General features: G+C 52.6%; 21 protein-coding genes. 8 read left to right on the top strand and 13 right to left on the bottom strand.

The genetic code is table 11. The features are described from left to right. Positions 1-124 precede the first annotated feature (124 nt). Positions 125-1,012 (top strand): ADP-ribosylation family protein, encoded by an 888-nt coding sequence (locus tag EPA93_RS02780; protein WP_165422831.1) that lies wholly within the window; start codon positions 125-127, stop codon positions 1,010-1,012. 140 nt (positions 1,013-1,152) lie between these two features. Here EPA93_RS02780 and EPA93_RS02775 read toward each other — a convergent pair whose 3' ends face one another. Beyond that, positions 1,153-1,458 (bottom strand): antibiotic biosynthesis monooxygenase, encoded by a 306-nt coding sequence (locus EPA93_RS02775; RefSeq protein ID WP_129885571.1) that lies wholly within the window; start codon positions 1,456-1,458, stop codon positions 1,153-1,155. 260 nt (positions 1,459-1,718) lie between these two features. Here EPA93_RS02775 and EPA93_RS02770 point away from each other — a divergent pair, with 260 nt between their 5' ends. Beyond that, positions 1,719-2,480 (top strand): alpha/beta family hydrolase, encoded by a 762-nt coding sequence (locus tag EPA93_RS02770; protein ID WP_165422830.1) that lies wholly within the window; start codon positions 1,719-1,721, stop codon positions 2,478-2,480. 291 nt (positions 2,481-2,771) lie between these two features. Here EPA93_RS02770 and EPA93_RS02765 read toward each other — a convergent pair whose 3' ends face one another. The 5 genes from EPA93_RS02765 to EPA93_RS02745 are packed head-to-tail and all read right to left on the bottom strand — an operon-like array spanning position 2,772 to position 8,227. Continuing rightward, a complete protein-coding gene (locus EPA93_RS02765; RefSeq protein ID WP_129885569.1) occupies positions 2,772-3,776 on the bottom strand; it encodes a radical SAM protein in 1,005 nt (334 codons plus the stop codon). A gap of 24 nt (positions 3,777-3,800) precedes the next feature. Then, entirely contained in the window at positions 3,801-5,369 is a 1,569-nt protein-coding gene (locus tag EPA93_RS02760; RefSeq protein ID WP_129885568.1) for a molybdopterin-dependent oxidoreductase, read from the bottom strand. Position 5,370: 1 nt separating this feature from the next. Beyond that, complete coding sequence (locus tag EPA93_RS02755; protein ID WP_129885567.1) at positions 5,371-6,846, bottom strand: glycosyltransferase family 87 protein; 1,476 nt, start codon at positions 6,844-6,846, stop codon at positions 5,371-5,373. Further along, positions 6,843-7,526, bottom strand: a complete 684-nt coding sequence (locus EPA93_RS02750) for a TIGR04282 family arsenosugar biosynthesis glycosyltransferase (protein ID WP_129885566.1) — start codon at positions 7,524-7,526, stop codon at positions 6,843-6,845. Before EPA93_RS02750 ends, EPA93_RS02755 begins: the two co-directional genes overlap by 4 nt. Continuing rightward, positions 7,523-8,227: a glycosyltransferase family 2 protein gene (locus EPA93_RS02745; protein ID WP_129885565.1), complete on the bottom strand. Its 705-nt coding sequence runs from the start codon at positions 8,225-8,227 to the stop codon at positions 7,523-7,525. Before EPA93_RS02745 ends, EPA93_RS02750 begins: the two co-directional genes overlap by 4 nt. Positions 8,228-8,674: 447 nt before the next feature. Here EPA93_RS02745 and EPA93_RS02740 point away from each other — a divergent pair, with 447 nt between their 5' ends. The 5 genes from EPA93_RS02740 (at position 8,675) to EPA93_RS02720 (ending at position 18,077) form a co-directional block, all read left to right on the top strand. Continuing rightward, positions 8,675-12,559 carry an ATP-binding protein gene (locus tag EPA93_RS02740; RefSeq protein ID WP_129885564.1) on the top strand — a complete coding sequence of 1,295 codons (3,885 nt, stop codon included), beginning with the start codon at positions 8,675-8,677 and terminating at the stop codon, positions 12,557-12,559. Positions 12,560-12,628: 69 nt separating this feature from the next. Further along, complete coding sequence (locus tag EPA93_RS02735; protein WP_129885563.1) at positions 12,629-15,808, top strand: winged helix-turn-helix domain-containing protein; 3,180 nt, start codon at positions 12,629-12,631, stop codon at positions 15,806-15,808. Positions 15,809-15,925: 117 nt separating this feature from the next. Beyond that, a complete protein-coding gene (locus EPA93_RS02730; RefSeq protein ID WP_129885562.1) occupies positions 15,926-16,165 on the top strand; it encodes a hypothetical protein in 240 nt (79 codons plus the stop codon). 233 nt (positions 16,166-16,398) lie between these two features. Further along, positions 16,399-17,262, top strand: coding sequence for an SDR family NAD(P)-dependent oxidoreductase (locus EPA93_RS02725; protein ID WP_129885561.1), 864 nt, complete (start codon positions 16,399-16,401; stop codon positions 17,260-17,262). 116 nt (positions 17,263-17,378) lie between these two features. Beyond that, on the top strand, positions 17,379-18,077 hold the full coding sequence (locus EPA93_RS02720; RefSeq protein WP_129885560.1) for a VC0807 family protein: 699 nt from the start codon (positions 17,379-17,381) through the stop codon (positions 18,075-18,077). 39 nt (positions 18,078-18,116) lie between these two features. Here the strand turns inward: EPA93_RS02720 and EPA93_RS48180 are convergent, their stop codons facing one another. The 7 genes from EPA93_RS48180 to EPA93_RS02690 all read right to left on the bottom strand — a co-directional run bounded on the left by EPA93_RS48180 (position 18,117) and on the right by EPA93_RS02690 (position 21,789). Then, positions 18,117-18,290 (bottom strand): hypothetical protein, encoded by a 174-nt coding sequence (locus EPA93_RS48180; RefSeq protein ID WP_165422829.1) that lies wholly within the window; start codon positions 18,288-18,290, stop codon positions 18,117-18,119. A 236-nt stretch (positions 18,291-18,526) separates the two neighbouring features. Next, entirely contained in the window at positions 18,527-18,733 is a 207-nt protein-coding gene (locus tag EPA93_RS02715) for a helix-turn-helix transcriptional regulator (protein ID WP_129885559.1), read from the bottom strand. A 16-nt stretch (positions 18,734-18,749) separates the two neighbouring features. Beyond that, complete coding sequence (locus EPA93_RS02710; protein ID WP_129885558.1) at positions 18,750-19,154, bottom strand: hypothetical protein; 405 nt, start codon at positions 19,152-19,154, stop codon at positions 18,750-18,752. A 446-nt stretch (positions 19,155-19,600) separates the two neighbouring features. Beyond that, entirely contained in the window at positions 19,601-20,761 is a 1,161-nt protein-coding gene (locus tag EPA93_RS02705; protein WP_129885557.1) for a pentapeptide repeat-containing protein, read from the bottom strand. A gap of 230 nt (positions 20,762-20,991) precedes the next feature. After that, positions 20,992-21,225 carry a hypothetical protein gene (locus EPA93_RS02700; protein WP_129885556.1) on the bottom strand — a complete coding sequence of 78 codons (234 nt, stop codon included), beginning with the start codon at positions 21,223-21,225 and terminating at the stop codon, positions 20,992-20,994. Next, a complete protein-coding gene (locus EPA93_RS02695) occupies positions 21,218-21,532 on the bottom strand; it encodes a hypothetical protein (RefSeq protein WP_129885555.1) in 315 nt (104 codons plus the stop codon). Before EPA93_RS02695 ends, EPA93_RS02700 begins: the two co-directional genes overlap by 8 nt. After that, positions 21,532-21,789, bottom strand: a complete 258-nt coding sequence (locus EPA93_RS02690; RefSeq protein ID WP_129885554.1) for a hypothetical protein — start codon at positions 21,787-21,789, stop codon at positions 21,532-21,534. The genes EPA93_RS02695 and EPA93_RS02690 overlap by 1 nt, the downstream gene beginning before the upstream one ends. Positions 21,790-22,000: 211 nt before the next feature. Here EPA93_RS02690 and EPA93_RS02685 point away from each other — a divergent pair, with 211 nt between their 5' ends. Beyond that, positions 22,001-23,872, top strand: a complete 1,872-nt coding sequence (locus EPA93_RS02685; RefSeq protein WP_165422828.1) for an AfsR/SARP family transcriptional regulator — start codon at positions 22,001-22,003, stop codon at positions 23,870-23,872. Positions 23,873-23,936: the final 64 nt, after the last annotated feature.

Raw genomic sequence — 23,936 nt, 5'->3', positions numbered from 1 at the left:
GGGCTGAAGTGAAGGCTTTCTCACGAACATTAAATAGCCCTGAGCAAGTACGACCACGCGTGCATTTTTATGTAGTTCATGATATCTTATGGAAAAGGACAACAAAGAAGGAGCTATCCTGCCAATGGAACCGCATATCCAATTGGAGCAGATCTATGGCCTGCAATTTCCTGAAAGCCTGTTTACTTTTTGGGAATTCGTGCAATCCCATGTCTCGTTGTTTGCCCTGCTAGAAATGAGCCTGCAAGGTCCATTTGACATCTTAAAAGGAATTTCCCAGGACGAAGGCAATGCCCTCTGGGCTGCGCGCTGCTATAATGACCCACCAGAATTTCTGACCTTAGCCAGCGGGCACTCCGATGGTTATCATTGGGGCTACTATATCGATGATCCACAAAATCCTGCGTTTCCGGTGGCGGCTTTTTATAGCCATGATGCATTCGAAATCACTGTTGTGGGCGAGACGCTATTTGAAGCGGCCCGCTATGTCCTGGAGCTGTTTTATAGGGATAACCTGAGTTATTTGCAAAGCGATCCGGGATATGAGCAGTCATACGAGGAAAAGCTAAATCAGCTCGCAAGTTTAAGATCAGCCCTGCAAGCCTATGAAACTGTGGAACGTCAAGAGGTGGGTTCTCACTATCTCCGGAAATATGTTCCCCGGCGACAAGCTTATCCAATGACGCGCGATGGTATGGGCATCGTCGTCCCGGCCAAAAGCTATGTGCCTATCGACGAGCACGATCCTTTCCAACTCGGGAATTACGTGCCCGGCGAGAAAGATGTTCGCAAGAACGCGACAAAAGCCATAAAGCTGCTAGAGCAGGGCTATCCAGGCGCGGCCTTAAAGCTGGGAAAGGATCTTTGGATTTATAAGGAGTTCAGAGAGACATCTTATGCTCTGTTGGAGGCTGCCTACGCGGCGCTCAAAAGAGATCGCCTGAGGGAGTGGCTCAAGGTGGCCATCGCTTATCGCCAGGCGTGCGAGGCAAAATGGAATTCTGAGGAGTGAGAGCCTTCTACATCTTTCTCAGAGTCGTTTTCCCTTGCTCCGATTTTGCAGCGGGATAGGCCCTGAGCAAAAGTAATCTGCAGTGCCGAACCTATCCCAGTTTTTCTTAAGTGGCGCAAAGCGAAAAGATCAGCCTTGCGCTACGGTGCGCTCTTCACTTCATAATGGCGGGCAATCGGCTCAACTTTGGCGAGCAGGCGCCTGGCTTCTGGCTCAAAAACCGGAACCGTATAATCAGGGCCGGCAAAGGTCTTCACGGCCTCCAATGATTCAAACAGGTTCAGGACTGCAAATTCTACCTCTTCGTTGCCATCCTGGCGCATAATATATCCACCGCGATAGCCATTAATGTGCTGAAGACCAGGGAGCACAGTTTCGCGCAGCAGGCTCTCGTAGGCATCTGCGTTTTCTAGTGTGGTCCAACCTTTCCATAAGCGCGCAATCATCTGATTTGACCTCCTTGTTATAAATAGAATTTCTGTGAACTTTACAGTCCCTATTCTAAGTCAGCTTCATTTCAATGTCCAATATATGTTTTATGGATAATACAGATTACATGCCCATGGGGCTTAATGAATACTTCCCCTGAATGCATTGTAAGCTTCCGTAGAAGTAGCTTGAAATGCTCCTCTCTATATGGTAATTTATTTACCGGTAAGTAAGTAAAGTAAGGATAGTGGAAGAAATGAGAACAGAGGAAAGAAAAATGAAGGCGCGTAAAATACTGAAAGTGATAGGATGTGTGGTAGGAGTACTTATAGTGCTGGGTGTTGCCTATCTTATTTACTGGCTCCAGCCGATGCCAGCCGCGCAGGAAGCTGTAGAGGCTTGCCAGCGAGATAGTCAGGTAGATGTTTCAATAAGCGATACAGCAATTGCCTTTATACCAAAGCAGCCCATTGACACAGGGCTTATCTTTTATCCAGGAGCTAAGGTAGATCCACGAGCATATGCGATCTATATGCGCACATTCGCCGAGCAGGGATATCCTGCATTTATTGTAAAGATGCCATTGAATCTGGCGTTTCTTGGTGTTGGGCAAGCCTCAGGGATTATCAAAGAGCATCCTGAGATAAAGAACTGGGTCATTGGCGGGCATTCCCTGGGAGGAACCTTTGCCAGTGTCTTTGCCGCCGAGCATGCCAGCCAGATAAGAGGACTTCTTTTGTATGCCTCGTATCCAGCAAGCGATATCCGCAAGCAACTTGCTCAGATGCCTGTCCTTTCGATATCCGGAAGCAATGATGGCCTGGCGACACCGGCAAAAGTAGAGAATGCCAGGACATTCTTACCTGACCATACCCGCTATATCGTGGTGAAGGGCGGGATTCACAGTTATTTTGGCGATTATGGGCTCCAGAAAGGCGATGGGCAGGCGAGTATTAGTAGGAGCCAGGCCAACGAGCAGATCAGTAGTGCCTCGCTGGAATTTCTGCGAGCGATAAGCAAGCCTGAGAAGGGAAATTGAGAAAAGTGCATCTTAAGGTAATGACTTTTAATATCCATCATGGTGAGGGAACAGATTAGCGCATTGATTTAGAGCGCCAGGCCGAAATTATACAACAAACTGGAGCTGATATTGTCTTTCTGCAGGAAGTTGATAGGGGTACACGACGTAGCTATGGTTTAGACGAAGCCAGAGAGCTCGCCCTCAAATCCGGTCTTGAGAATTATATCTTTAGTGGAGAGCCTGGCTAAGCCCGGTCTCTCCCCAACGACTTATAGATTGTTATGTGCTCTGGTTAATATAAATGTCATGTTAATAGCTCCAGTTGAGGCCGCATTGTGCGCAGTGGCGGGCTGGATGCTCGCTTTCAAAGGCGTCTCGAAAGGCCGTGTAGCGCTCGCCTTGCCAGATCTCCTCAAGCGATTCATTGAAGATATTGCCTAGCACACGCTCTTCCTGATATTCTTGCCTGCTGCGATGGCCGAAGGGCGCAAAGCAGCAGGATAACACATTGCCGCTTGAGGTAATATAGGTTAAGGTATAGGGGCGGCGGCAGCCCGCCCAGGGGCGAGAGCCAAAGTCATGAACTATGCTTTCGAGCGGAGACATGGCTCCAGCCGCTTTAAACGTGATGCCATACTGCTGGCACTTTTGCTCGCATTGTTTCACCAGGGCTAATTCTTCCTGCAGCGCCCGCCTGAAGAGGCTCTGTTGAGCAGCGGCCAGGCCCTTATTAAAGTAGACAAGCCGCTGCATATACACCTCACGTATACCATGCGTGTGAGCCAGCTCTATCAACTGAGGAAGCTCGTGTAGATTCTCGCGCATCGCCGTAAACCAGAGCGAGACAGCAGGCTTGTCCCTGCGCTGCTCTTTTTGCAGCTCAACGAAAGCACCAACGTTGCGCCAGATCTTCTCAAATGCGTCAACGCCGCGTACATGCGCATAGGTTTCGCGCGAGGCCCCATCCATCGAGAGCCGATATTCGTCGAGACCAGCCTCGATAAGTTCCTGACCCTTCTGCCGGGTGAGCGCAATCCCATTCGAGTTAAAGAGGACATAGGCTCCGCGTTCTTTGAGATAGCGAACCATCTGGGCAATCTCTTTATTCAGCAGCGGCTCCCCCAGGCCATGAAGCACCACGCGCTCAAGCTGTGGAAATTGATCAACAATGTAGCGAAACTCAGCGAACGTAAGATCTCGATCCTCTTCGCGCGAAAGCAGTGTGCGCGGGCACTGCTGGCACAGTTCATTACAGCGACTTGTTGGCTCGATATAGATCGAGCGTGGGAGAGCAATGCTTGTCGATATTGTCATGAAAAACCCTTTCCAGCGTATGTTTTAGATTACCTCAACGGGGACGGTGTGATAGCCGGTAGCCCCGGCAGGAACCGCGCCCCGACGTTGCGCGCTTTGTACAGTGCCGCTTCCATCAACGGCTCGTACAACGCAGGAAAATTTGCCTCGGCGATCAGGTTGCCAGCGCCATGACCAAAGTACCCAGGCGTCTTGCGAGTGGAGATCTTGCAAGCTGGTCCGGGTCCAGTTCTGGCCACCATCAGTGCTCACCTCAACCTGTTGAATGCCACGGTTGCCGGCAAAAGCGATGCCGCTGAAGGTAACCGCTTGCCCAAAGGTGAGGCGTGTCTCTGGGGTGGGAAAATCGATGCGGCTGGTGGTATGCAGTGGTCCATCATACCAGCCCTGACTTTGGTAGAGGCCCTCTATTTTCTGCTCTGTAAATTCGATACGGGTAAGCCACTTGGGATTCATTTCTCCATAACGCCCGGGGATGAGCGCACGCAGCGGAAAGCCGTGGCGTTGGGGCAAGGGCTCTGCGTTCATCTTCCAGGCGAGGAGCGGATTGACGGCAATGACTTCCGTGGCGGGCAGGCTTATCGTATAGCCATCAACGCTGTACATAGTAATAAAATTGGCCCCTGGCAGTGTTCCACCATGTTTCTCAAGCAGCGTTTTCAGCTCTACGCCCTGCCAGATAGCCGTGCCCATCAAGTGCCCGGCCAGCGGATTTGAGATGCATTCAAGGGTAATTGCGCGTGAAACAGCTGGCAACTGCTGCAATTCGGCATAGGTATATGTGCCCGGCTGCCTGACAAGGCCCGCCACTTCAAGCCGCCAGAGAGCACTATCTGGCGTAGGATCTAGCGTATTTTTGGTCACAACATAGTGCTCGCTGTTGGGCGTTATGGGCGCCGTTCGCTTGCCGTGTAGGGGTGTGGTGAAACCGTCATAGCTTGCATATTTGCCCAGATAGTCCTGAAGCAATAAAGCTATTGCACCGCCCGAAATGACTCCCAGCGCTGTAACGCCAAGGTAGTTGAGCACTTGTCGGCGTTGCTGCTTAGTTTGTGGCCGGGCGGGCAACAGCAGCCGATAAACCAGGCACAATGTCAGGGCATAAACGCTAAACGAGACTAAAAGGCTCGCGATAGTGAGCAGGCGAGCGCTATTGATGGGAAAGCCAAGCAGATTCTGGCGCAGCTCGTTCCAGAAAAGGCCGGTTCCCAGGAGCGTCATCACTACCGCGAATAATATACTCACAAGCCACTCGCGCCGGCCTGGCCTTCTCTGCGCGCTCGGAAGGCTTACCCTGACAAGTGCTGCATATAGTAAACCCAGCAACGTTCCGAGAAGCAGCATAGCCGCCAGGGCAACTCCTAATGGTCCAGTTTTTGGATGTGGCGCGAACATATTTAAGAGTTGGATAAATCTGTCAACGTTTATATGCTTTAGGATAAAGTCGCCAATCAGCTCTACGGGAGTGGGAATACCGGCAAAAACGCGTAGAATGCCCATGAGAACCGTTGATAGCAGGGCGGCAATGAGGCCGGCTATCAGGCCAGCGCCGCCCGCAATGAAGAATGTTCGCCCTTTGCCATAGATGTTCATATCAAGTCCTTGTTTCCACAGTTTTACGATCGTTTAAAGCACTATTTTTCTCATATTGATCCTTACAAGAGATGTCGCTAACATTTTCATTTATATTATGTATAGGCCTGAACCGCCGGCGAGAGAGCAACAAGACGAGACAAGCCCCAGAGATGGGAACGCCATATACCAGCGCGTAATACAAGAGCCATTTGCCATTCACCAGGTAATAGAGAGGCGTCACACAGGCAAAGTACAGGAGAAGTACAGGAAGCAAACGGTATCGCGAGGAAACAAGCAATTCAGGGGAATTGAGCAGTAGCACAACTCCGGCCACGAAAATCGCTGTGTACCAGGGATAGATATGCGGTGAAATCATGAAGAGAGCAGTGATAAGCAGGAAAAAAGCTCCTTCTGGCTGCATATTTTTCTTGAGCCGTAACCAGATGGTAAGCAGCGCAGCCCCAAGCATCCACAGGCCCTCCAGAGGAGATGTCAGAAGGGAAGCCTGTACCCTTATCTGATCTGCGAGCCAGAAGATCAAGTGCTGGATTGGCCCGGAATTGTAGGCATATTCATCGCTATAGCTAAGCAGGAAGCCGAAAATCTGGCCATGCCCGAGCCATACATAGGGAGCATAGCCCAGGACAAGTGTGCCGGCAAAGCCAAGCAGTAGTTTCCAATCGTGCCTTTTGAGGACTGCTATCAAGAGGAGCGCAGGATAAAATTTGGCCAGTGTCGCCACCCCAATGAGGATACCGACGAGCCAGCGCCGCTTGTAGCGTGTGCATAGCAGGGCCATGAGCGAGAAGCTGATCGCGATAACATCAAGGTGTCCCTGCCCGGCGAACTCAACAATAGGCAATGGGCACCAGGCATAAACAATCGTCAAGGCGGGGTTGCGTCCTTTGAGATAAAGAAAGTACGCGAGTAAGCCGCAGCTGATGATATCCAGCATGGCAAAGACAGTCTTAAGCGCGACTATATTGTCGGGCGCGAGCAGATAGCTCACCAGGTACCATAGCTGAGCTGCCGGAGGATAGATTGTAGGCACAGTGCGGTAGCCGATGTGCTCATAAATCATGTTCCGCAAGGGCAAAAGCTGCGGATCTTGTGGGGCATATACATAGGGACTGAAGCCATGAAGCGTGACGCGGGCATCCCAGATGTAGCGCCAGGCGTCGGGTGAAAAACGTGGCTCTGTCGGAAGCAAGATGCCGCGCAGAAGGCAGGCCCCGGCAAGGATGAGGCCTAGTTCGAGCCAGAGCATGCGTCCCTGTAGCGCTTTCTTCTTAAGCACGATAAAGCAGGCAAGGCCATAGGGTAGCAGGGCAAACATCCAACAGAGTGTGGGCGCTATCGGCGCTATATTCGGCAAGAGGAAGACCGCGTACAGGCAGAGCGAAATGCCAAGTAGCCCTCCAAGCGCCGCGAGCCGCCAATAATTTATTTGCTTGTCTGAGGGGTGCCAGTTGGTTCGCAAGCTCAATAGTTTCATGAAGCCTTCCTTTGAAGGGCGATATCCTGCAGACAGGCAGCAGTCGTAGGCGCTATCGTTGGATTCTGCTCTAAAAGCGCGCTGAGCCGACGTAACGCCGCAATGTTATCAACATCAAAGCAAGGTGCAAGTAACGATACGGTAAGGCTCTGCTGCTGGGCTTTCTTGACTGTTAGCCCTAATACTGCATCCGTACTCATCGGTATGCCAGAAAAGAGATCGTAGGGTTTATTCATACCAATCAAGGAATATCCGCCATCTTCAGCCGGTAGGAGCACTACGTCACTAACGTCAAGGGCCTTTCTGGCTTGCAAAAGTTGCGCACGCTCAAGCTGAGGCGTATCCGAGCTAATCAGCAAGACAGAACGATAAGATGGCAGGGTAAGGCAAAAGGCGTGCATTAAGCGTTTGCCCAGGTCCTGCCCCTGCTGTGGCCAGCAGCAGTAGGGGCCATTTTGTGGCGCCCATGAGCTTAGAAGACCCGCAAAGTCGCGCTCTGTTGGCGTGTAGGCCCAATGCAGATCATAGTGCCAGCAGGAGAATTTGAGGAGCAGATCCTGTAGAAAAGCCTGATAAAGCACAAGCGTGTTTTCCACTCCTAGATCACGCGCGAGGCGGGTTTTGACTTTCCCATGTTCGGGATAGCGCGCCAAAATGATCAGCGCTGTGTCGCTAGTCATGCTTCTGCGCTCCTTACATATTTAAATGTTGTTTTTAGCATCAGATAGGCCGCGAGAATGCTGCCTGTGAATGTGCTAGCAACCTTGGAATGTCCATACTTGCGCTTGCGATAGCGAAGTGGAATCTCGGCGATGCGATATTTCTGGCGTGCGGCTTTAACCAGCATCTCAACCGGCCAACCTGACGACATATCTTTCATTCTTAGAGTTTCCAGCGTCGCGCAGCGCAAGGCCCGGAATGAGCCCAGATCATGAATGCAACAGCCATAGAGCAGATTGATAAGTCGACTTACTAGCCAGTTGCCAAAACGTGCATGGATCGGCAGCGCATCTTTTTCTGCCTGCTCGCCGTTGCGTAGCCCAATAGCCAGGTCGGCTTTTCCTTCCAGCAACGGGGCGAGCAGCGAAGAGAGGTCTCCGGGATGATCGCTTCCGTCGCCATCCATAAAGACGACGATATCTGCGCCTTTTTGTTGAGCTGCTAGCAGGCCTTTCCAACAGGCCGCGCCATAGCCACGTTGCGGTTGCGCAATTACTATGGCACCTTTTTCTTGCGCAACGCTAGCTGTTGCATCTGTACTGCCGTTATCAACAACAAAAACCCAGTGAACCAGCTCAGAGGGAACTTCTTCAAGAACAGCCGGAAGCGCTTGTTCTTCATTGAGAGCTGGAATAACCAGGGCAATAGAAGCTGTTTCCATCTTACCTCCTAAATAACATATGTACACATACATACGAAAATGACAGCTTTTTTTTACAAACACAGCTGCTGTTCTGCTTATGACCTTTTTGCTTTGCAGATTACGCTTTCTTATCTCCCTCCCCCTTGTTCCGTTCTGGCTCATGCTATGCATATTCTGCTTCTGATGAATTACTATAGCGGCAAATCCCTTTAGGCCTTGGCCTCTGAGTTGCCATAGAGTGATATGAGCATCTGATTATAGTGTGCCATTGAGCTCCAAAAAAACCGTGGAGCTAAAAAATATGTTACACTGAAGCAGATCGAATGCTCGCTGAAGAAACGCTCAGCAGGAGAATTTTTACCAGCTTACAGAAATGGGCGAACTAACTTATTTTTCGCCTCTCACTTCAAGGGAGGGGGCCGCGAGGCCAGTTGGCACGGAAGCGAGAGCCCGAGGAGGAAGCTAATGACTGAAGTGCAGCAGCAACCAGAGGAAATACAGACCCAAGCTCATATGCGCGATCAGCAGGCAGGCAATTCCACACTCCACTCTTTCGTTGAAGCCCTCGCCCGCCGGGGAGGCGAGATGGGAGCCTTAATTGGTTCCATTGATTGGTTGGCAACCCCTATTGGAGCTATTGACGCGTGGCCACAGAGCCTGCGTACCGCTATCAGTATGTGTCTGGCCTCTGGCTTCCCTATGCTTATTTTGTGGGGTCCCGAACATGTGCAATTCTATAATGATGCCTTTCGCCCGATTCTAGGAGCCAAGCATCCCCAATCGATGGGTCAGCGGGCCTGTGACTGCTGGGCGGAAATCTGGGATGTCATTGAGCCCATGTTTGCGCAAATCCTGGCCGGAGGTGAGGCGATCTGGTCAGAGGATCAGGCCTTTTTCCTCGATCGCTATGGCTATGTCGAGGAGACTTTCTTTACTTTTTCCTATAGTCCTATCGACGATGAGACTGGTAAGGTTGGTGGCATCCTCTGCACGGTGAAGGAAACGACTAAGCAGGTTGTAAGCGAGCGGCGCCTGAAACTGCTGCGAAATCTGGCTGCCGGCACAAGCGATGCTCACTCTATCGAAGATGCCTGTCGCTCAGCTCTTGCCGCGTTGGAGTTGGGTAGTGCTGATTTACCGTTTGCTCTGCTCTATCTCCTTGATGCTCAAGGCAAGCAAGCCAGACTGATAGGGGCGACTGGCCTCAACTCGTCAATGCTAGAGGGCCAGGCCTTACTTTCCCTTGACGAGCAGCCAGCGGAGCGCGCTTCTCTTCCTTTCCTCCAGGTGATACAGACCAGGCAGCCTGTCATCTTTGACGCATTTGCTAGCTACCTGGACCCTCGCACTTGTCTGCAGGATAAGATTATCCAACAAGCTTGCCTGATGCCTATTGCTCGGGCTGGCGATATTCCGCTCGCTGGATTGCTGGTGGCCGGGATCAGTCCTCACCATGCCTTCGATGAAGAATATCGCGGCTTCTTTGAGCTGGTTGCGACGCACCTGGCGGCCGCAATCTCCAATGCTCGCACTCATGAAGAAGAACGACGGCGGGCTGAGGCGCTTGCCGAGTTGGATCGCGCCAAAACTGCCTTTTTCAGCAATATTAGCCACGAGTTTCGCACGCCGCTCACCCTTTCGCTCGGACCCCTGGAGTCCTTGCTGGCTGATCGTTTACACCCTCTCGATGAAGAGCAGCGAGAGCAGGTCGAGATGGTGCGCCGCAATGCCCTGCGCCAGCTCAAGCTAGTCAACACCTTGCTCGATTTTGCGCGCATTGAAGCCGGCCGCGCCGAGGCCCGCTATGAGCCAACCGATCTTGCTGAGCTAACAATGGATGTGGCCAGTGCTTTCCGCTCGGCAGTCGAGCGCGCTGGCCTGCAATTGCTTGTGGATTGCCCAAAGCTGCCTGAACCTATCTGGGTGGATCGGCAGATGTGGGAAAAGATCGTGCTCAATCTGCTTTCCAATGCCTTTAAATTCACTTTCAAGGGTTTTATTCGCCTGGCTCTCTCACCTATTGAGGATGGCGTTGAGCTGACAGTGCAGGATAGCGGCATTGGCATACGCGCCGAAGACGTGCCGCACCTGTTTGAACGCTTCTACCGCGCCGAGGCGCGTAAGGCCCGTAGTCAGGAGGGTTCGGGCATTGGTCTCTCTCTCGTACAGGAACTGGTCCGTTTGCATGCCGGTAGCATTACCGTGAAGAGCCAGGAAAACGTAGGAACCATCTTCACGATTCGCTTACCAGAAGGCTTCTGCCATGTGCCGGCGCAACAGCGGGTCAGGAAATATCAGCAAGCGTCCCCGGCGCTGCTAGCCGATCCCTATGTGGAAGAGGTTCTAAGCTGGCTGCCAGCATCTGAGTATAACGGAAGGAAAACTGACGCGTCTCCAGATGGCGATGCCTTCCTATCGCCATCTCAGGCCAGGGCTGTGGTATCCTCTGGGGCGCGCAGCCGGCTGCTGGTGGTGGATGATAATGCCGATATGCGCGCGTATCTGCAGCGTTTGCTACACGTTACCTATCAAGTGGAGCTGGCTGCCGATGGCAAAGCTGCCCTGGCCTTGGCCCGCGAGACCTTGCCTGACCTGATTATTAGCGATGTGATGTTGCCAGAAATGGATGGTTTTGCCATGCTCAAAGCCTTGCGGGCTGATCCATTGACTGCGCGCATTCCCGTATTGCTGCTTTCGGCACGTGCCGGGGAGGAAGCCACCCTCGAAGGGCTGGCGGCCGGGGCTGAAGATTACCTGGTTAAGCCGTTCTCGGCGCGCGAGTTGCTGGCGCGTGTAGCGGCTCGGCTGGATATCGCAAGTTTGCGCCGAGAGGCAGAGCAGGCCAGGGAACGCCTTTATGCTCTCCTGATGCAAGCGCCGGCTATTATTTGTCTGTTGCGTGGCGAGACACATATATACGAACTGGCCAATCCGCTCTATCTGCAACTCGTGGGGCAACGCGATATTCTTGACAAACCGATTCGCGAGGCCTTACCCGAGCTTAATGGACAGGGCTTTTATGAACTGCTGGACCGGGTATATACGACGGGCGAGCCTTTTGTAGGTACTGAAGTTCGCGCCAAACTGGACCGGGATAATACGGGCCGGCTAGAAGATGTCTATTTCAATTTTGTCTACCAACCGATTCGCGCAGCTTCCGGCCAGGTCGAAGGTATTCTGGTGCATGCTGTGGATGTGACTGAGCAGGTGAATGCTCGCCAGCGCCTGAAAATGAGCGAGGCCCGTTTACGCTTTCTGGCCGAAGCTATGCCGCAGAAGATATTTACGGCCAGGCCAAATGGCGATGTTGATTATTTTAATCCTCAGTGGACTGAGTTTACTGGTTTAACATTTGAGGAAATTCGCGATTGGGGCTGGACCCGATTCATTCATCCGCAGGATCTTGAAGAAAATTTGCGCCGCTGGCGACAGGCTCTCGCCACTGGTGAACCTTTTTACTGTGAGCATCGCTTTCGCCGGGCCGATGGCGTCTATCGCTGGCATGTCAGTCGGGCTGTACCGATTCGCGACGACGAAGGTAGCATCGTGATGTGGGTTGGTGCTAATACTGAGATTGAGGAACAAAAACAGCTCGAAGAGCGTAAAGATGAGTTCTTGCGCATGGCCAGTCATGATCTGCGTAATCCGCTCACGGCAATGAAGGGTAATCTACAATTGGCCCAGCGGCGCCTCAAGCGGTTGCTCTCTGATCCCGAGCTCTCCATCGTTACTACCAGGCAGGAGTTCAAAGATCTCTCACTACTGCTGACGCGGGCTCTGCGCCAGACCGATATCCAACAACGGCTCATTGGAGATTTGCTGGATGTCTCGCGCATTCAGGCTGGCAAACTAGAACTATCGTTAGAGCCTTGCGATCTGGTGCCTCTGGTACGTGAAATCGTGCTTGACTATCAAGCGAGCGCGCCAAGTCGTACCATCACGCTCTCGCTGCCCACCACTGATGATCCAGTGATGGTGCTGGCTGATATCGCACGTATCGGCCAGGTCATCGCAAACTATCTTTCCAATGCTTTGAAATATTCGCCAGCTTCGGCCCCTGTGGAAGTAGGCCTCTCGGTGCAAAAACGTTATGCGCGTCTATGGGTGCGCGATCAGGGGCCAGGCCTATCAAGCGAGCAACAACAGCGCATCTGGGAACGCTTCTACCAGGCTCCCGGCATTGTTGTCAAGAGTGGCTCTAGTTTGGGTATGGGGCTCGGCTTGCATATCTGCAGGACCCTCATCGCTCGCCATGAGGGCAGTGTGGGCATTGAGAGTGTGCCGGGCCAGGGCGCGACTTTCTGGTTTACCTTGCCGCTTTTGAGCGGAGATGAGCTGGCTTCTGTGTGATATACTCTTCCGTGTTGGGGAGGATGTGTACTAAGTTGGGAAGAACACGATTCACGAAAGAGGGGCAGGATGCCTAAAACATCACAGCATATCCTCACCTGGTCACAGGAGCACGCCGGGTATGAGTTGTCTACCCAGGGCCAGCTTGAGCGGGTTTTTCTCTCAGAAGAGACGGATGCCTGGCAGACCTGGCTAGCGACGGTGACGGCGTTTACCTTCCGGGGAGCTGCCGGTCACCTGAACGTCTATAAAGAAGTGCGCCGAAATGCTAGCCAGTACTGGTATGCCTCTCGTACAGCTGGCAAGCGCACCAGCAAGCGCTACCTCGGCCAGCCTGCCAGGGTGACTTTTGCGCATCTGGAAACGATTGCCTCTACCCTCGCTCCGCGTGCAGCTTCGCAAGATGCTACCGAGCCCGCTGTGCTGCCTGATATGCCATTGCTTACGACCAGCCTGGTTCACCCGCTGCTCGCCTCCTCCCTGGTGGTGCGGGAGCGGCTGCTCACCCGGCTGGATGCAGCACGGTTCCATCGGCTGACCTTGCTCTCGGCCTCGGCAGGCTGGGGAAAGACCACGCTGCTCTCCATGTGGGCTGCCCGCTCTGGCAACCCCATGGCCTGGCTTTCGCTCAGTGAGCAGGAGAATGACCCGGTACGTTTTTGGGTGGCGCTCATCGCCGCACTGAGGTACAGCCAGGCCACTTCTCCCCTGGTGGGTGAGCGCGCTCTGGTTCTCTTGCGTTCGCCGCAGCCTGCCTCTCTGGAGACGATCCTGGCCTTGCTGCTTCAGGACCTGAGCGTGCAGAGCACCCCGACCTTTCTGCTCCTTGACGATTACCAGGTGATTGAAGAGCAGGCCATCCATGACTCGCTGCTCTTCCTGCTTGAGCATCTGCCAGCCCACCTGCACCTCATTGTGGCCAGTCGGACTGACCCGCCCCTTGCTCTGGCGCGCTTGCGAGCGCGTGGAAGGCTCCTTGAGCTGCGCGATGCCGATCTACGCTTTCAAGAGGAGGAGGTAGGCCAGTTTTTGACCCGGACGATGGCGCTCCCGCTTGACCCGAAAGAGATTGCCTTGCTGGCCCAGCGCACTGAAGGCTGGATCGCGGGCCTGCACCTGGCGGCGCTCGCGCTCTCGCATGCCCAGGATCGTGCGAGCTTTATTCGCGGATTTATGGGCAGTCACCGTTATTTGATGGACTATGTGCAGGAAGATATTCTGGCGCATGTTGAGCAGCCGCTTCAGGACTTTTTGCTCCATTGTGCGATTCTGCCTCGCTTGTCAGCAGCTTTCTGCCAGGCAGTTACGGCACAGGCCGATCTCCAGGCCTGTCAGCAGATGCTAGAGCAGTTGGAAAAGGCGAACCTGTTTCTAGTGCCACTCGATGAAGAACGGCGTTGGTATCGCTTGCATGACCTCTTTCGCGAAGCTTTGCTGGCACGTTTGCGCGCGACGCGGCCAGAACTGGTGCGGCCCTTGCACCTACGGGCGGCGAGCCTGTATGAACAGCAGGGCGAATGGAGCGAGGCGATTTCCCAGCGCCTGGCTGCCGCCGATTACGCTGGCGCGGCACGCTTGATAGAAGAAAGGGCTGAGCAGTTCTGGTTGCATGGAGAGGTGAAGGCGCTCTTCCATTGGATCATGGCGTTGCCTGATGAGATGATTCGGGCTCATGCTGGCTTTGTCCTCAAGGCCGCCTGGTACCTGCTGAATTCGTATGCGCATACCTCGAAAGCCCAGATCAGCCCAATCCGTGCGCAAGTTGAGCGCCTGCTCATCCGCGTTGAGGAAGCCGCGCTAGGAACTGAGGAAGAGCAGCAAGAGCCCTTATTCCTCCAGCATCGCTTGCTTAGCCAACGCATACGCCTGCTGCGCTTGATGGGCGAGATGCTGATCGCAGAAGTAAGCTATGACCTTGAGCAATTTATGCGCCTGGTCCAACAGGGAATGCAGATGGAGCTTGATGATGAGATTTTCTGGCAAATGATCCCCCTCTCCTGCGCCTTTGTATATCACTATACTTTCCGAGGAGAAGGCGTGGGGCTTTTGCCACGGCTCCTGGAAATGAAGCAACGGCTGAGCATGTCAAGGGATCGCTTTGCCCTCATCAAGGTCAAGCAATGGCTGGCGCTGGCCTCTCTGAAAGCCGGGCTGTTGCGCCAGACCCAACGGGAGAGCTTGGAGGCGCTGGCTCTGCTTGAGCATGTCAAGGGGCGCGCTTACCTGGCGGGCTACTTTTCTATTTGTCTGGCATCAGTTTACCTGGAATGGAATCATCTGGATGAGGCCCGTACGCTTCTCCGCCAGGCGATCACTGACGCGCTGGCCTGGCAGCAGAAGGATCATATGGTATGGGGGTATAGGAGCCTGGTCGAACTCGAAATCGCCGCAGGCAATCTGCAAGCCGCTAATGAGGTGTTGGAGGAGGAACCGTTCAGACTGTGGGAAGAGCGCGGAACCTTTCGTTTCTGGAAGACCAATGTCCAGGTACGTTTGTGGCTGGCTGAGGGGAACATGGAGGCAGCGAATGCCTGGGCGAGACAGGTGGTCTTTAGTCCTGCTGACTGGGACTACTCACAGAATATAGGCGTGCTCACACTGATCCGCGTACAGCTGGTCAGGCAGCAATACGGCCAGGCGCTCGCCACCCTTGAAGCGTTTCGCAAGTATCTTGATCGCGCAGAAAATGTCGAAGATACCATTGCGTCTCTCGCGCTCTCTGCCACGGCTCTCCACCAGATGGGGAAACAAGAACTTGCGCAAGCGGCGGTTCGGCGTTTGCTGCACCTGACAAGATGTGAGGGCCACCTACGCGTCTACCTGGATATGGGTGAGCCGATGCAAAAGCTGCTGCAAAGCCTGCTCGATACGTCAGGGAACCAGGAGAACGAGATTGCCCCTATCCCGGGCTCCTACATCGCGACGCTGCTGGCCGCCTTTGCCCAGGAAAAGCGCCAACGAGCCATGCTACGAAATGCGTCACAGCTTGCTCCCACGCCTGAGCAGGTAGCTCAAAGGCCACCTCGGGCGCGTCTTCTGGATCAGCCGTTGCTTCTGGAACCGCTCACAGCCCGGGAACAGCGCGTGTTGCACCTGCTCGCCGCAGGCCGCTCGACGCAAGAGATGGCGCAGATCCTTGTGGTTTCTCACAATACAGTCAAAACGCATTTGCGCCATCTTTATAACAAGCTGCAGGTGAGCAGTCGTACCCAGGCACTTGCGCGTGCGCGTGATCTTCATCTGCTCTAATTCCCAACGTGCTCCCGTTTCTCATCCCACAGATCGCCCCAAAGGGTGAAGTAAAATCACCTTCCTGCTCTTTATACTATTGCCAGAGGGCAGGAGTATCGGGAAGGAGGCGATCAATTGCACTGTCGCATTCGCATCACTCAGCATCTTGATCCATCCTGGCAGATGTGGTTTGAGGATCTGCACATCACGCATGAGCCTGGAGGGACAACCCTGCTCAGCGGGGCCTTGCCCGACCAGGCCGCACTCTATGGCGTCTTACTCACCGTTCGCCGCCTCGGCTTGCGCTTGCTTTCTCTTGAGACAAACGAGACTCTTCGCACAGAAGAGCCAGACGACGGTTCTTCTGCTCTCTAATGTTAGGCCTGCTCGTGAATATATATAGTGCTCGCGACCATAGGCCTATATGATCTAGGTCGCAGGTCATAGCAGAGAGGCGTCAGGAATAGGCCTGTGATTCGTGACTGATGGGACAGGCGTTCACAGCTTTTGTCGGCTATATTTTACTCATCGAGTTTAACGAATGGTTGAACCGAAGGCAGAGAAACAACAAACATGTTTGAAGAAGAGAGAATAAAGAGGAATAGCGTATGAAGACCTTTCAGGGAAAAGTTGCCGTGGTCACCGGTGCAGCCAGTGGTATTGGGCGCGCTCTGGCAGAGCGTTGCCTCCAGGAGGGCATGAAGGTAGTCCTGGCTGATGTCGAGGAGCAAGCTCTTCAGCAAACCAACCAGGAGCTCGCCGCTTCAGGCGCCGAGACCATTGCCGTACAGACTGACGTGTCGCAGGCTGCAGCGGTAGAGCAGCTTGCGCAGAAAGCTTACGAAACTTACTCGGCGGTGCATCTGTTGTTTAACAATGCGGGGGTTGGAGCAGGCAAATCCGCCTGGGAGAGCACACTTGCCGATTGGGAATGGGTCCTGGGGGTCAATCTCTACGGGGTCGTTCACGGCATTCGTTCCTTTGTGCCGCGCATGCTCGAAAGCGGAGCCGAGGGCTACATTGTCAATACCGCCTCAATGGCGGGTCTCACCTCTAGCCCTGGCTTGAGTGTGTACATGGCGAGCAAGCATGCGGTCGTGAGCCTGACCGAGACTCTCTATCATGAACTGACTCTTAGAGGGGCAAGCATTGGAGTCTCAATCCTCTGCCCCGGCTTCGTGAATACCCGCATTCAGGACGCGGAACGCAATCGCCCGGCCCGCCTGCAGAACGCGCCAGATACGCACACTGCCAGCGAAGAGCAGCTGTCGCAACAAGAACGGGAGGCTGGACAACTAATTCAGCAGGCCATTCGCGCGGGAATGTCGCCCCAACAACTCGCCGACATGACCTTTGCGGCTATTCGCGAGGAGCGCTTTTATATCTATCCGCCGGAATTCAAAAAAGGCATTGCCACCCGGATGGAGGATATCCTGACTCCGCGCAATCCTACCTTGCTTTTGCCAAAATAAAATGCGGGCTTTCCAGTTCTGGCTTGTTCCACGGACCGACGACGGTGAGGATCGAGAGCTGGAAAGCCATAGGTAAGCTGGTTCATGCGAGAAACACAAAAAAAGGAAAAAACATCATGCCAACTACATATAACCCTTCGGCCAACGATGCTGAGCTGGCCCAGTCGTTGAAGTCTCCCTCGCTGCTGGGCTTGATCATTGGTCTGTGGCCCAGCATCCTGCTCAATGGCGTGTGCGTTATCGTCGTCTACCAACTTGTGAAGAATTTTACTGCGGCCTCCGATGTGACTGCTCTGGCGCTCTCGGCTTTGCCGGCCCTGATCTGGACAATCATCACGCTGATCCGGCAGCGCAGTGTGGATGTGCTGGGAGCTTTCATGCTGATTACGATTGTGCTTTCAATCGGCCTGAGCTTCATGACGGGTGATGCCAAACTCTTCCTGATCCGCGAATCGTTTCTGACGGTGCTCTTCGGTGTCATCTGCCTGATCTCGCTGATTTTCCCAAAGCCCATCTGGTTCTATATCATCCGCTACTTCACGGTAGGCAACGATCAAGAGCAAATGTTGGCCTATGACACCGCTTGGAAATTTGCCTCCTTCCGGGGCTATATCCGCACGGTCACGATCCTGTGGGGTGTTTTCTATACGATCGAATTTCTCATTCGCCTGGTTATGATTTACACATTTTCCATCTCCCAGGTGTTAGTGATTTCATCTATCCTCTTCTATGTGCTTACCATTCTGGCCAGCGTGCTGACCTTTCGCTTAGGGGCACGCCTGCGCAAGCAGCGCACGCAGAACAAGGAGCTATAGGCTCATTCCAGAGCGAAGAATGCGTAACATCCTCCTCGTTTAAAGCAAGATGATGAGCGGGACCCATAGCGAAAAGCCCTGATAGGAGAGCAGTTTATGCGTGTCCCGCGTCGTCTGAAAATCCCTGGCTCGCTTGCGAAGTGGTAAATGCCCTACCATGTGGCCCGTTTTTGCCTCCAAATGTAAGCAGTTGCCCCGAATGTTGAGCAGCACAACCATTGACTGCTTGAGAGAGCGCTTCTGAAGCGGCTTTTGTTTCCCGTTCGTTGGGAATTCCAGGAGATGTGCATGCGATCAATGATGAGCAAAAATGACTTGAATGTTCGGACAGTTCTTCCGGGCCGGGTGTAAATACAACCAGTATCATGGTAAAAATCACGCAAGTATCCTGGTGGACAAGCTGTTTGGGGAATTTGCCCATCAAGGATACTTGCTGGAAAAGCGGCAGTTTACTGTTGGGATTGACAATCGTCCTGAAAGATTTCTTCAAGAGGCAACTGGAAAAGGCGCGCAATCTTAAATGCCAGCGGCAGGCTGGGATCATACTTGCCGGTTTCCAGCGCATTGACGGTCTGGCGCGAAACTCCCAGGTAAGTGGAGAGTTGAGCCTGTGACCAGTTGTGCTCAGCCCGCAACACTTTCAATCGGTTTTTCATCACACCCTCCATTGGCTCACTTATACCGTAGTGATGTGATGGCTACGCCGATCCCCCAGAATGTCATCATGAGAGAAGGAACCCAGGTCCAGTTCAAGGCTGGAAAACCGGCATATTCAAGCGCACCGTAGCTGAACGCCACAACACAGGTGGCACCAAAGCTCAAGGCAAACGCCTCCAATTGGATACGCCTCTGCAATTCATCGACCCGATGAAAAAAGCGCAGAGACGCCCGCAACGCAAAGAAGATAGGGATCATCGGAGTCAATGCCAGCGGAATGTGCCACCAGGCTTGGGACGGACCCTGTTTCAGCAAAGAGACTGAGACAAGAAGAACCACCGCATAGGTGAGCATCGCTGTAAGAAATTCGCGCACATAGGTTTTTGAAATCGACTGGTCCCTTGAAGCTGACTGATTCATAGAAGAACTCTCCTTTCGAGATGCTTCTCATCGCCTAGATGTAAAGCAAAGTTTCCTTTTTGTCAAGTATACTTGTCTTATTATAGCGAATGATGGTGTTGATGTCAAGTGTACTTGTCTTTTTGCTCAAGGGGGAAAGAGAACCAGGATCATAGCGAAAAGCACACACTGAATTGACAAAAACGATACACGGTGCTTCGCCTCTAGAGGAGCTATCCAGTCGATCAATGATCCTATTGCTCAACATTCGGGGCAACTGCTCATGTTTCAGGGAAAAAGTTGCTCACATGGTGTAGGGCATTTACCACGAAGCAGGGAAACGCGAAATAACAATTGGGAACAAGAATACTTCAGATGGAGTGAGGAACGGCAGTAGCCAACCCACGCGACTGCCCAACAACAGGGGATGGGGCGCTTTTCAGCTTAGCAACCAGATGCTTGCTTATTTAGAGGAAGTTGAAACCACCTAAGTGGCCACGATAAATAGCGTTTTTGAGATTGGCCTGCTTGATTGAGATGCCAAAGGTATCGCATCCCAGCAGATTTGCGTACTCCAGGTTGGCTCCAGTAAGTCTGGCCCAGCTCAGGTTAGCCTGACTTAGATCTGCTCTGCTTAGGTCAGCATGGCGTAAATCTGCTCTGCTCAAGTCGGCCTCGTTCAGCTCTGCCTCGCTCAAGTCGGCTTTGTAAAGATGTGCTCTTCTCAGCTTTGTTTCTCGCAGATTAGCCCCACTCAATCTGGCCATGGTTAGCTTAGCCTCGCTCAGGTCAGCTTTGCCCAGATCGGCCCCACTCAGGTTTGTATAACTCAGATCAGCTGCGATTAGATTAGCCATTTTCAACTGAGCGGAGATCAACTTTGCCCTACTCAGAACAGCTCCGCTCAGCTCTGCATTGTTCAAATCGGCATTATTCAAATTGGCATAGCTCAGATCGATACCGCTCAGATCGGCTTCCTGCAATTTTGCCTGAATCAGGCAAGCGTTATTCAAAGCGGCTTTGCTAAGATTAGCCCCGCTCAGATCAGCTCTACTCAAATCGGCATTGTTCATATCGACATAGCTTAGATCTGCATTACGCAGATCTGCCAGGCTAAGATTGGCCCTGCTCAATTTAGCATAGTCCAATAGGACTTCGCTTAGCGTAGCCTGACTTAGATTTGTGTAACTAAGCAATGCTTCGCTCAGGACGGCCTTAGTAAGCGTAGCGTGGCGTAGATCGGTGTCCCTCAGATCGGCTTTGTCCAGCTTAGCCCTGCTCAGATCAGTCTCGCTCAACTTAGCGTGATGCAGGTCAGCGTAGTTCAGATCTGTATCCTCTAGCTTAGCCTCACGTAAATCCGCCTCGCTTAGCGTTGACTCTCTTAGCTTAGCTGCACTCAAATTGGCCTCTCGCAGATCAGCACCCCATAGGTTAGCATGGTTCAGGCTTGCACCCTCTAGCTTGGCCTTCCGCAAGTGAGCGTGGCTTAGATCTGCGTTGTTCAATGTTGCTCCGTTCAGCTTAGCCTCATCGAGATCGGGCACTACTTCTGGATGCATTTTTCTCCATCTATTCCATTCATCTACGCCTTGCCCAATTTTGATAAGATGTTGCATATCTGCCATACTTTTTCCCTCCCTGAATAGAAAGACGAGACAGGAAGGAAAAATGCAACAAGGGCTATAAGGAACTATAGATCACTCCTATTCAGGCGTCACGCAACTAACTGCTTTCCTCTTCTAGCAAGAATTGGCTCTTTTTTAATCTTTTCGAGATCTTGAATTTGCCCTGATACAGGAGATCCCGACAGCTATCAAGGCCGGGACCTCTTAACGAGCGCTCGAAAGCGTAAGTTTTATTCCTCTTTAAGCATGGGCGAAGAGACTTCCTGGTCCGTCTGTGGATCGATAAAGACGTACAAGTCCTTTTCCTCGTTGTATACGAGGGCGACCCGATGCAGCTTCAAATAGGCGAGGCAGGCATCGTAGAGTGCAAATGAGCCTTTCATCATGGGAATATCCTGGGTGACGTTGCCAAGACGAAAGGTAGCATTGAGCGTCCACAGAACGAGCTCAAATCCTTCATCCATGCCGCGATTCCTTCTCGTCGTCGGTATTGAAGACGCGCATATAGGCCTGGCAACTGCTATCTGTAGCCGCTTCCTGGCCGACGTGGCCGGCCATCTGGTTTGTGAGGTGATCGACGCGGCGCAATCTGGCGGCGATAATGCGATGGCGTGCCGTGCCCGAGGCCAGCCCGCTGAGTCCTTGTTGCATGGCGGCCAGCTCGCTATCTATCTGGGCGCGCAGTTGGGCTACCTGGCTGGGCTGTGGCTCCGCTGTTTGTGGGTGCATCTGTTCCTGAATGTTCTCGCCTGATCCTTCATCTCTGCACATTAGTTGTTATCCTCCGGTGTGATGGCTGGAAGATGCAAGAAATAGAGCTGCTGAGAAATGTCAAAGCCGAAATTGACGCGCTGGCGCAAGAGCCAGCGATAGTGGAGACTGAAAACGCTGGCGATCTGCCGCCGCAGCTCAGCTGGCAAGGTGAGCGCATAGGCCTGGTGCGCCCGATTGAGCTGTTGTAGCGCCCAGAGAATCTGGGTCAGGGTAGTATCTTGCGACTCAGCAATATTTCCTTGATGTTGATTCATGATTCCTCACACATCCTTTTTGCTCGAAGTCGATCCATGAAGCGCTCTCCATAGATCCATAAGAAGCATAGTCCGAGCAAGACAAGATGGATATCGTGTGTACTATCGTGAGGACTAGCGCAATAAAAGAACAGTTGGAAACTTTACGAGAATGTGCTACACTCACAAAGAGATAGTGAAATACATATATTCATGCTATGAGGGTTGGAAGATGAGAGACAAAGATGAACCTTCTCCACTGGTACATGTCTGCTTGCTTGGCATTTTTGGATTGGAGAAGCGCGACGAGCAAGGGGCGTGGACATCGGCGGAGCAGGAGATGGGGAACAAAACCTATGCGCGTCCGATGTTCAAACGCCTGCTCTGTGCTCCTGGAAGATGTCTACCCCGCGAACGCCTCATACGGGATGTCCTCCCGCCTGAGAAAGATCCCCACTTAACAGATCGCTATCTACGCGATGCCGTCTATAAGATCCGTCACGCCATCGGCAAAGAAGCGCTTAGAGGCAATGCGGTGAGCTACTATCTCGCCGATCAAACCACGCTTTGGAGCGATCTAGAGGCTGCTGAGAACTTGCTTCACGAAGCCGAGCGGCTGCCAGGAGCCCGGGCGCTTGCGCTCCTGGAACAGGCTCACGCACTCTATGGGCGAGGAGAGCCGCTGGAAGGTGAAACGGGTCAATGGCGTTATGCCATCTTAGCGCGGGTGGAGCAGGAAAAGAAAAGCTGCTATCTGGCCCTGGGCCATGCCTATGAGCAGCTCCACATGCTCTGGCATGCCGAGAAGACCTATCGCGAACTGGCCGAACTCTATCCGTTGGATGAGGCAGTACTGGGCTCATTGCTGACGTTTTTGCAGCGTGCTGGGATGCTAAGCGAGGCAAAGATGTACTATGAGCAGGCACGGCACTTTTTCGACGAGGAAGGGCTGGAGCTTTCAGAGGAGATCCATGCCTTGGCCAGGAAACAGACTCGCCCAGAGCTTACTAGTGTGATCGTACTGCCACATATTGCCCATGTCCATAAAAATGCGGATGTCTTGCCCTGGATGCTTGCTGAAACACAGGGTATACTAGAAGAAAAAACGAGCAACGAACTAAAGGGGCAGGACATGGATGAACAACGCCGTCACTTACTGCAGCAACTTTTCGTTATGAGTACCGCTTCTTTCTCTCCTTTTCTCTCAACGGGCATGCTGTCAGAGTATGCAAAAGGGATTTCGGCTTGTTGGGATCTCTATTTTGAGGGAAAAACACAGTATGTAATGTCTCTTTTGCCAGTCTATCGTTTCCATTTAGCGTTATTAGCTCAGCTATCTTCTCCAATCCAAAAACAGGCATGTGCGTTAGCTTCACAGGTTTACCAGCTCCTTTGTGAGCATGCCATCGATCAAGAGAATTTCGACTTTGCCCAGGAAACGAATCAACTAGCTTTACTTTACGCCCAGTATGCCGAAAATACAAATTTGCAGGTTGCTACGCTTATACGACGTGCAAATTTGTTTTTCCATACTCTTCAATTAGAGAAAGCGCTCCAGGCCTATCAACAAACCTTACCTCTTGTAGATGGTATAACACCACTTTTGCGGGGTCGTGTTTACGCTGGGTTTGCCGAGGTATGTGCGATGCTACAACAGCGTCAGGAAGCATTTACCTATATTGGCCTGGCTCACGAGCACTATCCTCTACAGCCAGAACTTGATACAGCTTTTAACTACACGCGTATTACTCGCTACTCACTGTATGTATTTGGGGAAGGGCAAGCGCGGCTTTCATTGAACCAGCCCGAGGAAGCGTATAAAAACTTCTCGTATGTTGAGAAAAACTTGCCTGATCCTCTTGCTGATCCTATTACGCGGGTTGACCTTGCCTATTATCAAGCAAGAGCTCTTGCTTTGGGAGGTGACCTGGAAGCTAGTTGCGCACAGGTGTTGATAGCTGCAACTCTGGCTAAAAAAGCTGGATCAAAGCTTTATTACAATAAAATTATTAACACTTACCAGGGCATTAAAGCAAAATGGAAGCATGAGCGCCCTGTAATCGAGTTAGAGGGCTATTTCCATTCTCATTTTTGTGCCGACTGAGGTATGGTGAAGAGGTAATGTAGCTCGCGCCCCATTACCTCTCCCCAGGAGATGGTCCCCCAGT

Origin of the sequence: Ktedonosporobacter rubrisoli (assembly GCF_004208415.1) — a bacterium.
In the GTDB taxonomy this organism is placed as follows: Bacteria; Chloroflexota; Ktedonobacteria; order Ktedonobacterales; family Ktedonobacteraceae; genus Ktedonosporobacter; species Ktedonosporobacter rubrisoli.
Note: the sequence above shows the minus strand (reverse complement) of the source record. Positions and strands in the feature narration are given on the sequence as shown.